This window comes from Streptococcus sp. 2106 (genome assembly GCF_013277315.1).
Lineage (GTDB): Bacteria > Bacillota > Bacilli > Lactobacillales > Streptococcaceae > Streptococcus > Streptococcus pseudopneumoniae.
In genome coordinates this window covers 34,778-46,703 of sequence record NZ_VMMS01000047.1, presented here as the reverse complement: position 1 = coordinate 46,703, position 11,926 = coordinate 34,778, and the positions used below count along the sequence as shown (strand labels likewise).

Genomic DNA, 11,926 nt, shown 5'->3' with positions numbered 1-11,926 from the left:
GAGGTTGCAGATAGAACTGACGAAGTCAGTATCATATACATACGACAAGGCGAAGCTGACGCGGTTTGAAGAGATTTTCGAAGAGTATAAAATTGAATTGCTTATAAAAAAGCTCCATACACTGGATGTGTATAGAGCAATGGGAGATTATTTGATATAGAGTTCTTGATTTTTCAAGACAATTTCACGTACGCTCGCAAATTTCTTGAGTTTTTTAAGTTCTTCTGGATGAGTGACGAGAGTGATAACATAACCTTCCTTGCCCATGCGACCTGTACGGCCAGCGCGGTGAGTGTAGGTTTCAATATCTCTAGGAATATCAAAGTTTACGACACATTCTAGGCTATCGATATCAATTCCTCGAGCCAAAAGGTCTGTTGCTAGAAGCAGGGTTAGTTGCTTGTCTTTAAACTTTTCTAAGATGACTTTTCTAAATTTGACATTAACATCACTAGCTAGGGAAACAGCTAATATATCCCGATACTGTAGTTTTTCCTCTGCACTTCCAAGGTCTGATAGGCTGTTAAAGAAGACCAGACCGCGGAAATCCTCCACATGAGCTAGTTTTCGTAGCATATCCACTCGGTGACGTTGGTCTACCTGCATATAGAAATGTTGGATGTTATCTAGTTTTTGGTCAGAGAGATCAATGGTACGTGTGTTTGGCGCAATCTTTTCTTGGTCAAACTTAGTCGTCGCACTCATATAGACGAGTTGGTGGTCACGCGGTGCGTAGTGAGTGATTTTCTCAACAAAGTGAATCTGAGAATCATCTAGCAATTGGTCGAATTCATCCAGGATGATGGTTTCCACATTCATCATCTTGATTTTTTTCAATTTAATGAGTTCAAAGATACGTCCAGGAGTTCCAATCAGAATTTCTGGTCCTTTTTTTAGGCGTTCAATCTGGCGTTTCTGGCTCGAACCTGATAAGAAGAGTTGGGGAGTCAAGCCGATAGTCTCAGCCCACGTTTTACATACATCAAAAATCTGTCCAGCAAGCTCTGTATTTGGTGCTAGAATCAAGAGTTGCTGCGCTTTTTTCTTTTGTAGTCTGAGAAGACTTGGTAGGAGGTAAGCTAGGGTCTTACCGGTTCCTGTCGGGCTCACTCCTAGAAGATTTTCTCCTGCAAGAATGGGCTCAAATAGTTGAGTTTGAATGGGGGTAAATTCTTGGAAACCGAGTTGGTCACTTAGTTCTTGCCATTCAGTAGGTAGTTTGCTTTTCATTTTTCTGCCTCAAATCTAATGCCAGCAGTCTGGCGCATGGTATATAGTAGCTCATGAACAGAGCCTGCATCATCCAGCCAAGTCTGGTAGAGTGTCTGGTCTGGTTGCTGAATCATGTGTGCAAATGCAGTGACTTCCTCAGTCATCGTATGAGGAGCCTGTTGAATAGGGAGCTGGACTTGATTGCCTTGGTGGTCGGTAAAAATAGCTGAGCGAATATGCTCAATCGTGTTGAGGGTCAAGGTTCCATTTGTTGTGTAAATTTCGCAAGGAAGATTGGAAGTGATGTTTTTCCCAGCCTTGATATGAACTTGAAAGTCAGGGTAGAAGAGGATACCGTCTCCATTTAGGTCCATGCTATTGTCAAGCTGTTGAGCCATGTAGGTTGCGTCCTCAGCCTTTCCAAAGAGACGAACGGCAGCGTAGAGAGGATAAATCCCCAAATCCATAAGTGCTCCACCAGCAAAACGCTCTGAAAAGACATTGGGCGTATGCCCAGCCAACAAGTTAGGCATTTTGGAAGAATATTTGGCATAGTTGAAATCTGCCCCCAAAATTTGTTTGTCTGCTAAAAAGTTTTTGATGATAGTGAAAGCTTTTTCATGGTAATTACGAGCTGCTTCAAAGATAAAACAGTGATTTTTTTCAGCTGTTTGAACCAAATCCGGCCAGTCTTGTGGCTGAGTGACAGCTGGCTTTTCAAGAATGACATGTTTACCTGCAGACAAGGCAGCCTTTGCCTGAGCAAAATGCAAGGAGTTTGGACTGGCAATATAGACTACATCGAAGGAGCTCTTGAAGAAGTCTTCTAATTGATCAAATAGTTGGATATCCTGATAGCGAGAAGCAAAGGTTGCTGCGGTTTCAAGTTTCCTAGAATAGACTGCGACCAGCTGGTATTTCCCACTAGCATGGGCTGCTTCTATGAAGTGGTGGCTGATATCGCCAGTGCCAATGATACCTAATTTAAGCATAAATACTCCTTTTCTGATTTTAAATCCTTCTTTCATTATAACATAGATAGACGGGACTATCCAACAGAGGGGAAAAATTTCAAATAAGCGATTAGCTTTCTTCTGAAGAAAAGCTTTCTTTTACGAATAAATAGATAGAAGCATCAAATCTAGCAAATTAGATTAAAAAATGTGCTATAATAGAAGGAGGAGAAGGATGATTCTAAGACATCCGGGCATCAGCCCAACTAATGACTTGGTTGCTAAGAAGATTTTTAGTAATCCAGAAATCACTTGTCAATTTATTCGCGATATGTTGGATTTACCAGCAAAAAATGTGACCATTTTGGAGGGAAGTAATATTCATGTACTACCTTCCCTGCCTTACTCGGCGCAGGATTTCTATACCAGTATAGACGTCTTAGCGGAGTTGGATAATGGAACGCAAGTTATCATTGAGATTCAGGTACATCATCAGAATTTTTTCATCAATCGCCTGTGGGCTTACCTATGCAGTCAGGTCAATCAAAATCTTGAAAAAATTCGCCAAAGAGAAGGTGATACCCACCAGAGTTACAAGCATATCGCACCAGTATACGCTATCGCAATCGTGGACAGCAATTATTTCCAAGATGACTTGGCTTTCCATAGCTTTAGTATGCGAGAGGACACGACAGGTGAGGTTTTAACAATTACAAATAACGGACAAGAAAACCATCTGGTTAAGATGGCATTCTTGGAATTAAAAAAATACAGAGAAACCAGCAAAGACAAGGTTCGCAAGCCGTGGTTAGAGTTTTTTGGGAACAAACCCTTTACCCAGCATCCCGAGCGAGCCATCAGTCAAGCAGACCAACTGCTGGACTACAAGAGCTGGTCCGAGGAGGACAGAAAGATGTTTAGTGAACAACGCAGGCGAGAAGAACAAGCCATGTTAGCACAGGACTATGCCTTAGAAACTGCTAGGGCGGAAGGGATTGAACAAGGACTGGAGCGCGGTCTTGAACGTGGGCGAGCTGAGGGCATTGAACAGGGAATTGAACGTGGACGAGCTGAAGGCATCGAACAGGGATTAAAAGTAAGTTTAGCAAATCTAGTTCGTCAAGGTCTTCTAACACCTGAGGTTGCGAGTGAGCAATTAGGCATGACTGTGGCTGAGTTTGAAGAACTATTGAAAGAGCATCATAAATAAGACCTAAAAAATACAGAGAAACCAGCAAAGACGAGGTTCGCAAGCCGTGGTTGGAGTTTTTTGGCAACAAGCCCTTTACCCAGCAACCCGAGCGAGCCATCAGCCAAGTAGACCAACTGCTGGATTAAAAATTAGGAAATATCGTGTAGAAAATAGTAACAGATTTTATCTCTTTGTGGGATGAAGTCTGTTTTTTTGTATGATGGGCAGGTCCTACATCTGAGTGGCAAGTTCTCCGTAGGTATCCGCTATTGGTTAATGCATAGCATATCTGAATGAAATAAGAACTAAACAAATCAGTCAGGAAAGTCAAAGTAATTTCTATTATAGTAGATTGAAACTAGAATAGTGCGCCTCTACTTCTAAAACATTGTTAGAAATCGATTTGACTGTCCTGATCGAATCGTCCTATTCTTATTTCATTTTACAATATAAAAGAAATAAATACGGCTGACTATCATGATTTTTATAATCAAGCTATTACTGAAATAAGAAATGGGATAAAGATGGATAGAGATGTTACATAAGAAATTGTAAGAGGTCTGTTCCCTCTTGATAAAATGACTCTCATTTGACTTTTTGCACCAAAAATAGTATAATATTCGGTGCAAAGGAGGCGTGATAGATGAACTATAAGCAGGAAATAGTAAACAGGATAGAAAATTTTGAATCGAATCAAGTTTTTATAGTAAATGATTTCTTTGATATTGCAGGATATGAAACTGTTCGTAGTACATTAAATCGTCTTGTAAAAGACAAAAAGGTTACTCGCATTTTGAAAGGTATTTATTATAAACCAAAATATATAGAACTGATTGGAGAGTATGCAATGGCGTCTGTGGATGAAGTTGCTGATGCTATTGCTAGAAAATATAATTGGACCATTGCTCCATCGGGAAACACAGCCCTTAATTTACTTGGTTTATCTACGCAGGTACCAGCAAAATGGACCTATATATCAGATGGAAGATATGCTAGTTTTAATGTTGGTAAGGCAAGAATAGAATTTAAGCATAGAAATAATGGAGATATTTCAAATATGTCAACCTTAACTGCAATGGTGATACAATCTGTCAAGGCAATGGGGAAAGAGAACATTACTTCTCAGCAGATTGACTACTTACGGAAAAAATTATCTGAAGAAGAAAAGTCAACATTACTAGCTGAAGGTAAAACTACAAGTGTCTGGGTATATAGTATTATCAAGAAAATATCAGAGGTATAGGGATGTTTGAGGATAAATCGACTGGGAAAAATAAATCAATTTTTCAGAATGTTTTTAGAAGTCACGATGTCTATTCTAGCTTCAATCTACTAGAAATTCCATAGATAGAAAACTACATAATCTCTACAGATACGGATGTTGGAGTTGATGTGAGATGCTTTGGCTTGCTGGAGGAATTGAGGATTGCCAAACTTTATCATTGAAATTATTGCTCAAATTTGTTATGATATAAATATGAATAAAAGTAGACTGGGACGTGGCAGACACGGGAAAAAGAGACATGTATTATTGGCTTTGATTGGTATTTTAGCAATTTCTATTTGCTTATTAGGCGGATTTATTGCTTTTAAAATGTATCAGCAAAAAAGTTTTGAGCAAAAGATTGAATCGCTCAAAAAAGAGAAAGACGATCAATTGAGTGAGGGAAATCAGAGGGAGCATTTTCGTAAGGGACAAACCGAAGTGATTGCCTATTATCCTCTCCAAGGGGAGCAAGTGATTTCGTCTGTTAAGGAGCTGATAAATCAAGATATTAAGGACAAGCTAGAAAGTAAGGACAATCTTGTTTTCTACTATACAGAGCAAGAAGAGTCAGGTTTAAAGGGAGTCGTCAATCGTAATGCGACGAAACAAATCTATGATTTAGTTGATTTTAAGGTTGAAGAGACTGAAAAGACCAGTCTAGGAAAGGTTCACTTAACAGAAGATGGGCAACCTTTTACACTTGACCAACTGTTTTCAGATGTTAGTAAGGCCAAGGAACAGCTGATAAAAGAATTGACTTCCTTCTTACAGGATAAGAAATTGGAGCAAGACCAGAGTGATCAGATTGTTAAAGATTTCTCCGACCAAGACTTGTCTGCATGGAATTTTGATTACAAGGATAGTCAGATCATCCTTTATCCAAGTCCTGTGGTTGAAAATTTAGAAGAGATAGTCTTGCCAGTATCTGCTTTCTTTGATGTTATCCAATCTTCGTACTTACTTGAAAAAGACGCAGCCTTGTACCAGTCTTACTTTGAAAAGAAACATCAAAAAGTTGTCGCTCTAACCTTTGATGATGGTCCAAATCCAGCAACGACTCCGCAGGCATTAGAGACTCTAGCTAAATATGGTGTTAAAGCCACTTTTTTTGTGCTTGGGAAAAATGTTTCTGGGAATGAGGACTTGGTGAAAAGGATAAAATCTGAAGGTCATGTTGTTGGAAACCATAGTTGGAGCCATCCGATTCTCTCGCAACTTTCTCTTGATGAAGCTAAAAAGCAGATTACTGATACTGAGGATGTGCTAACTAAAGTGTTGGGTTCTAGTTCAAAACTCATGCGCCCGCCTTATGGAGCCATTACAGATGATATTCGCAATAGCTTGGATTTGAGCTTTATCATGTGGGATGTGGATAGTCTGGACTGGAAGAGTAAAAATGAAGCAGCTATTTTGACGGAAATTCAGCATCAAGTAGCTAACGGCTCTATCGTTTTGATGCATGATATTCACAGTCCGACAGTCAATGCTTTGCCAAAGGTCATTGAGTATTTGAAAAATCAAGGTTATACCTTTGTGACCATACCAGAGATGCTCAATACTCGCCTAAAACCTCATGAACTGTATTATAGTCGTGATGAATAAGCAAGAAAAAATAGGTCTGTCAGATATGTGATAGACTTATTTTTTACAAAAGATAGTACTAATTAGCAAAAAAATTATGCTATAAATGAGAAATAAAATAGAAGGAGAAGTATATGAATACTTATCAATTAAATAATGGAGTAAAAATTCCAGTTCTAGGATTTGGAACTTTTAAGGCTAAAAATGGGGAAGAAGCTTATCGTGCAGTGTTAGAAGCCTTGAAGGCTGGTTATCGCCATATCGATACGGCGGCGATTTATCAGAATGAAGAAAGTGTTGGTCAAGCAATCAAAGATAGCGGAGTTCCACGAGAGGAATTGTTCGTAACTACCAAGCTGTGGAATAGCCAACAAACCTATGAGCAAGCTCGTCAGGCTTTTGAAGAGTCTTTAGAGAACCTGGGCTTGGAATATTTGGATTTGTATTTAATTCATTGGCCAAACCCAAAACCTCTCAGAGAGAATGACCAATGGAAAATCCGAAATGCGGAAGTTTGGAGAGCGATGGAAGACCTCTATCAAGAAGGGAAAATCCGTGCTATCGGCGTTAGCAATTTTCTTCCCCATCATTTGGATGCCTTGCTTGAAACTGCAACTATTCTTCCTGCGGTCAATCAAGTTCGCTTGGCGCCAGGTGTGTATCAAGAGGAAGTCGTAGCTTACTGTCGAGAAAAAGGAATTTTATTGGAAGCTTGGGGACCTTTTGGTCAGGGAGAACTGTTTGATAGCAAGCAAGTCCAAGAAATAGCAACAAATTATGGAAAGTCGGTTGCTCAGATAGCCTTGGCCTGGAGCTTGGCAGAAGGATTTTTACCACTTCCGAAATCTGTTACAGCCTGTCGTATTCAGGCTAATCTTGATTGCTTTGGAATTGAATTAAGTCAAGAGGAACGAGAAACCTTAAAAACGATTGCTGTTCAATCTGGTGCTCCACGAGTTGATGATGTGGATTTTTAGAAAATCATAAAAAGAATTGTACATTATTCTAATTTTTGATATAATAGACAGCAGGAAAGAAAGTCTTATGGCGTTCTTCAAGCGAGCTTGGGATAGTGGGAGCCAAGTAGGACAAAATAAAGAGCTGGCGCTTTCTGTACTATTTTCAAAAACAATGAAGTAATAAATTAGGGTGGAACCGCGTTTCTGACGCCCCTAGGTTAAATCAACCTAGGATTGTTGGACGCGGTTCTTTTGCTTATTCAGTCTATTGTGTGAAAGAAAGGAGAGACGTGGAAAACCTTTATCTTGTAAAAGACGATAGTCAACTAGCTACATTTCGTGATTTTGTAGTAAGAAATACTGAAAAGTTGAAAGATTATCAATCTTTTTTAAAGAATGAACTTGCAGTCTGTGATTTACCGCAAGCCGTTATTTGGTCAGATTTTAATGCTGCTACACAGATTATTAGGGAAAGCGCTGTTCCAGCCTATACAAATAATAGACGAATGGTTATGACGCCTGATTTAGCTGTTTGGAAAGAGTTATATTTGTATCAGTTGATGGACTACAAGTGTTCTCAGCAAACTCAAGCAATAGAAAGTCACTATCATTCTTTATCTGAAAATTTCCTCTTACAGATTGTAGGACATGAGCTAGCTCATTGGTCGGAGCATTTTTTAGATGATTTTGATGGTTACGACTCTTATATCTGGTTCGAAGAGGGGATGGTTGAATATATTAGTCGCAAGTATTTCTTGACAGAAGAGGAATTTCAAGCGGAAAAAATTTGTAATCAATCTCTCGTAGAACTTTTTCAGAAGAAGTATGGTTGGCATTCACTGAATGATTTTGGTTCTTCGACTTATGATAAGAACTATGCAAGTATTTTTTATGAATATTGGCGCAGCTTTTTGACAGTAGATAAGTTGGTAGAGAATCTAGGTAGTGTACAAGCGGTCTTCGATTCTTATCATCTATGGGCAAATACAGATAAAACTCTTCCCTTGTTAAATTGGTTTGTTCAGCAGAAATTAATTGAAAAAGAAATATAAAAACTAAAGGAGTAAACAATGTCTAAGAAATTAACATTTTACTGCGTCAGTGGCAGAAACCTCCTTACAGTCGGACTGCTCCACGCTCAGCACTAGAGTGCTTGAGCTAGACGCAGTACTAACTCGTCTTGCCTCGTATGATTGACGAGGCAGACTCGTGTCGCAAGTAATTTATATAAAAAGGAGTAAATAATGTCTAAAAAATTGACTTTCCAGGAAATCATCCTTACTTTGCAACAATTTTGGAATGACCAAAGTTGTATGCTCATGCAGGCTTATGACAATGAAAAAGGTGCGGGAACAATGAGTCCTTACACTTTCCTTCGTGCTATCGGACCTGAGCCATGGAATGCGGCTTATGTAGAGCCATCACGTCGTCCTGCTGACGGTCGTTATGGGGAAAATCCTAACCGTCTCTACCAACACCACCAATTCCAAGTGGTCATGAAGCCATCTCCATCAAACATCCAAGAACTTTACCTTGAATCTTTGGAAAAATTGGGAATTAATCCTTTGGAACATGATATTCGTTTCGTTGAGGACAACTGGGAAAACCCTTCAACTGGTTCAGCTGGTCTTGGTTGGGAAGTTTGGCTTGATGGGATGGAAATTACTCAGTTCACTTATTTCCAACAAGTCGGTGGATTGGCAACTGGACCTGTGACTGCGGAAGTTACCTATGGTTTGGAGCGTTTGGCTTCTTACATCCAAGAAGTAGATTCTGTCTATGATATTGAATGGGCTGATGGTGTAAAATATGGAGAAATCTTTATCCAGCCTGAGTACGAGCATTCAAAATATTCATTTGAAATTTCTGATCAAGAAATGTTGCTTGAAAACTTTGATAAGTTTGAAAAAGAAGCTGGTCGCGCCTTGGAAGAAGGATTGGTGCACCCTGCCTATGACTATGTTCTCAAATGTTCACATACCTTTAACCTGCTTGATGCGCGTGGTGCCGTATCTGTAACAGAGCGCGCAGGCTATATCGCTCGTATCCGTAACTTGGCCCGTGTCGTAGCCAAAACCTTTGTCGCAGAACGCAAACGCCTAGGCTACCCACTTTTGGATGAAGAAACAAGAGCTAAACTCCTAGCAGAAGACGCAGAATAAAGAGAGTGACAAATTACGAAAATGGGCGAACAGAGTGAGCCCTGAGCCAGTTGCCGCAGTGATGAAGGTATCCTTAGTGAAACTAAGGATACTAGGCAAAATTGGAGACTTTTGGCTCCAATTTTAGCAATGAAACAACGAAGTTGGTTGCTTGCGTGCCAATCACATAAGGCAAACTGGAAAATAAAAAGATACTTTTCGGAGAAAAAACATGACAAAAAACTTATTAGTAGAACTCGGTCTTGAAGAATTACCAGCCTATGTTGTCACACCAAGTGAAAAACAACTAGGCGAAAAAATGGCAGCCTTCCTCAAGGAAAACCGCCTGTCTTTTGAAGCCATTCAAACCTTCTCAACACCACGTCGTTTGGCTGTTCGTGTGACTGGTTTATCAGACAAACAGTCTGATTTGACAGAAGATTTCAAGGGACCAGCAAAGAAAATTGCCTTGGATAGTGATGGAAACTTCACCAAAGCAGCTCAAGGATTTGTCCGTGGGAAAGGTTTGACTGTTGAAGATATCGAATTCCGTGAAATCAAGGGTGAAGAATATGTCTATGTCACTAAGGAAGAAGTTGGTCAAGCAGTTGAAGCCATTGTTCCTGGTGTTGTAGATGTCTTGAAGTCATTGACTTTCCCTGTCAGCATGCACTGGGCGGGAAATAGCTTTGAATACATTCGTCCTGTCCACACTTTAACTGTTCTTTTAGATAAAGAAGAGTTTGACTTGGATTTCCTTTATATCAAGGGAAGTCGTGTGAGCCGTGGCCATCGTTTCTTGGGGAAAGAAACCAAAATTCAGTCAGCATTGAGCTATGAAGAAGACCTTCGTAAGCAGTTTGTAATCGCAGATCCATGTGAACGTGAGCAAATGATTGTTGACCAAATCAAGGAAATTGAGGCAAAACATGGTGTACGTATCGAAATTGATGCGGATTTGCTGAATGAAGTCTTGAATTTGGTTGAATACCCAACTGCCTTCATGGGAAGTTTTGATGCTAAATACCTTGAAGTTCCAGAAGAAGTCTTGGTGACTTCTATGAAGGAACACCAACGTTACTTTGTTGTTCGTGATCAAGATGGAAAACTCTTGCCAAACTTCATTTCTGTTCGTAACGGAAACGCAGAGCGTTTGAAAAATGTCATTAAAGGAAATGAAAAAGTCTTGGTAGCCCGCTTGGAAGACGGAGAATTCTTCTGGCGTGAAGACCAAAAATTGGTGATTTCAGATCTTGTTGAAAAATTAAACAATGTCACCTTCCATGAGAAGATTGGTTCCCTTCGTGAACACATGATTCGTACGGGTCAAATCACTGTACTTTTGGCAGAAAAAGCTAGTTTGTCAGTGGATGAAACAGTTGACCTTGCTCGTGCAGCAGCCATTTACAAGTTTGACTTGTTGACAGGTATGGTTGGTGAATTTGACGAACTCCAAGGAATTATGGGTGAAAAATACACCCTTCTTGCTGGTGAAACTCCAGCGGTGGCAGCTGCTATTCGTGAACACTACATGCCTACATCAGCTGAAGGAGAACTTCCAGAGAGCAAGGTCGGCGCAGTTCTAGCCATTGCAGACAAATTGGATACGATTTTGAGTTTCTTCTCAGTAGGATTGATTCCATCAGGTTCTAATGACCCTTATGCCCTTCGTCGTGCAACTCAAGGTGTGGTTCGTATCTTGGATGCCTTTGGTTGGCACATTGCTATGGATGAGCTGATTGATAGCCTTTATGCATTGAAATTTGACAGTTTGACTTATGAAAATAAAGCAGAGGTTATGGACTTTATCAAGGCTCGTGTTGATAAGATGATGGGCTCTACTCCAAAAGATATCAAGGAAGCAGTTCTTGCAGGTTCAAACTTTGTTGTGGCAGATATGTTGGAAGCAGCAAGTGCTCTCGTAGAAGTAAGCAAGGAAGAAGATTTTAAACCATCTGTTGAATCACTTTCTCGTGCCTTTAACCTGGCTGAGAAGGCAGAAGGGGTTGCTACGGTTGATTCAGCACTATTTGAGAATGACCAAGAAAAAGCTTTGGCAGAAGCAGTAGAAACACTCGTTTTATCAGGACCTGCAAGTCAGCAATTGAAACAACTCTTTGCGCTTAGCCCAGTCATTGATGCTTTCTTTGAAAATACTATAGTAATGGCTGAAGATCAGGCTGTCCGTCAAAATCGTTTGGCAATCTTGTCACAACTAACCAAGAAAGCAGCTAAGTTTGCTTGTTTTAACCAAATTAACACTAAATAAAATTTGATAAACGGACTTTATCTTATTACAGAGGAGAAGAAATGGATCCGAAAAAAATTGCTCGTATCAATGAGCTTGCTAAAAAGAAAAAAACAGAAGGCTTAACACTAGAAGAAAAAGTGGAACAAGCCAAACTACGTGAGGAGTACATCGAAGGTTATCGTCGCGCTGTTCGTCATCACATTGAAGGAATCAAAATTGTGGACGAAGAAGGAAACGATGTTACACCAGAAAAACTACGCCAAGTACAACGTGAAAAAGGATTACATGGCCGTAGTCTTGATGACCCAAATTCATAATATGTATTCTTTCTTTTTTAAAACTAAATGACTATAACATGAGATTTCCTTTC

At 39.8% G+C, this 11,926-nt stretch carries 10 protein-coding genes and 1 pseudogene; 9 read left to right on the top strand and 2 right to left on the bottom strand.

The genetic code is table 11. The features are described 5' to 3' along the window. Positions 1–147: 147 nt before the first annotated feature. Complete coding sequence (locus HT723_RS05915) at positions 148–1,230, bottom strand: DEAD/DEAH box helicase (protein WP_000837546.1); 1,083 nt, start codon at positions 1,228–1,230, stop codon at positions 148–150. Next, positions 1,227–2,204: a Gfo/Idh/MocA family oxidoreductase gene (locus HT723_RS05910; RefSeq protein ID WP_000915857.1), complete on the bottom strand. Its 978-nt coding sequence runs from the start codon at positions 2,202–2,204 to the stop codon at positions 1,227–1,229. The genes HT723_RS05915 and HT723_RS05910 overlap by 4 nt, the downstream gene beginning before the upstream one ends. 196 nt (positions 2,205–2,400) lie before the next feature. On the opposite strand from HT723_RS05910, the gene HT723_RS05905 reads away from it, so the two are divergent. From HT723_RS05905 to HT723_RS05870, 9 genes and pseudogenes are all read left to right on the top strand, one after another. After that, positions 2,401–3,375, top strand: a complete 975-nt coding sequence (locus tag HT723_RS05905; protein WP_172925572.1) for an Rpn family recombination-promoting nuclease/putative transposase — start codon at positions 2,401–2,403, stop codon at positions 3,373–3,375. Between the two features lie 5 nt (positions 3,376–3,380). Next, a pseudogene (locus tag HT723_RS11565) lies at positions 3,381–3,500 on the top strand (flagellar assembly protein H domain protein); the annotation flags it as partial. Between the two features lie 500 nt (positions 3,501–4,000). Further along, positions 4,001–4,600, top strand: coding sequence for a DUF6088 family protein (locus HT723_RS05900; RefSeq protein ID WP_172934832.1), 600 nt, complete (start codon positions 4,001–4,003; stop codon positions 4,598–4,600). A gap of 234 nt (positions 4,601–4,834) precedes the next feature. Then, positions 4,835–6,226 carry a peptidoglycan-N-acetylglucosamine deacetylase PgdA gene (gene pgdA / locus HT723_RS05895; RefSeq protein ID WP_172934831.1) on the top strand — a complete coding sequence of 464 codons (1,392 nt, stop codon included), beginning with the start codon at positions 4,835–4,837 and terminating at the stop codon, positions 6,224–6,226. Positions 6,227–6,339: 113 nt separating this feature from the next. Next, entirely contained in the window at positions 6,340–7,182 is an 843-nt protein-coding gene (locus HT723_RS05890) for an aldo/keto reductase (protein ID WP_172934830.1), read from the top strand. 272 nt (positions 7,183–7,454) lie between these two features. Then, entirely contained in the window at positions 7,455–8,216 is a 762-nt protein-coding gene (locus tag HT723_RS05885; RefSeq protein WP_172934829.1) for an elongation factor Tu, read from the top strand. Between the two features lie 192 nt (positions 8,217–8,408). Beyond that, complete coding sequence (glyQ, locus tag HT723_RS05880) at positions 8,409–9,326, top strand: glycine--tRNA ligase subunit alpha (protein ID WP_100127909.1); 918 nt, start codon at positions 8,409–8,411, stop codon at positions 9,324–9,326. A 211-nt stretch (positions 9,327–9,537) separates the two neighbouring features. Then, positions 9,538–11,574, top strand: a complete 2,037-nt coding sequence (glyS, locus tag HT723_RS05875) for a glycine--tRNA ligase subunit beta (RefSeq protein WP_172934828.1) — start codon at positions 9,538–9,540, stop codon at positions 11,572–11,574. A 41-nt stretch (positions 11,575–11,615) separates the two neighbouring features. Continuing rightward, a complete protein-coding gene (locus HT723_RS05870) occupies positions 11,616–11,873 on the top strand; it encodes a DUF896 family protein (RefSeq protein WP_000371285.1) in 258 nt (85 codons plus the stop codon). The last annotated feature ends 53 nt before the right edge of the window (positions 11,874–11,926 follow it).

What these genes read in the sequence shown, in the direction of transcription:
- HT723_RS05870 (WP_000371285.1), top strand. Translation starts at nt 11,616, where the DNA reads ATGGATCCGAAAAAAATTGCTCGTATCAATGAGCTTGCTAAAAAGAAA.
- glyQ (WP_100127909.1), top strand. Translation starts at nt 8,409, where the DNA reads ATGTCTAAAAAATTGACTTTCCAGGAAATCATCCTTACTTTGCAACAA.
- HT723_RS05915 (WP_000837546.1), bottom strand. Translation starts at nt 1,230, where the DNA reads ATGAAAAGCAAACTACCTACTGAATGGCAAGAACTAAGTGACCAACTC.
- pgdA (WP_172934831.1), top strand. Translation starts at nt 4,835, where the DNA reads ATGAATAAAAGTAGACTGGGACGTGGCAGACACGGGAAAAAGAGACAT.
- HT723_RS05900 (WP_172934832.1), top strand. Translation starts at nt 4,001, where the DNA reads ATGAACTATAAGCAGGAAATAGTAAACAGGATAGAAAATTTTGAATCG.
- glyS (WP_172934828.1), top strand. Translation starts at nt 9,538, where the DNA reads ATGACAAAAAACTTATTAGTAGAACTCGGTCTTGAAGAATTACCAGCC.
- HT723_RS05910 (WP_000915857.1), bottom strand. Translation starts at nt 2,204, where the DNA reads ATGCTTAAATTAGGTATCATTGGCACTGGCGATATCAGCCACCACTTC.
- HT723_RS05890 (WP_172934830.1), top strand. Translation starts at nt 6,340, where the DNA reads ATGAATACTTATCAATTAAATAATGGAGTAAAAATTCCAGTTCTAGGA.
- HT723_RS05905 (WP_172925572.1), top strand. Translation starts at nt 2,401, where the DNA reads ATGATTCTAAGACATCCGGGCATCAGCCCAACTAATGACTTGGTTGCT.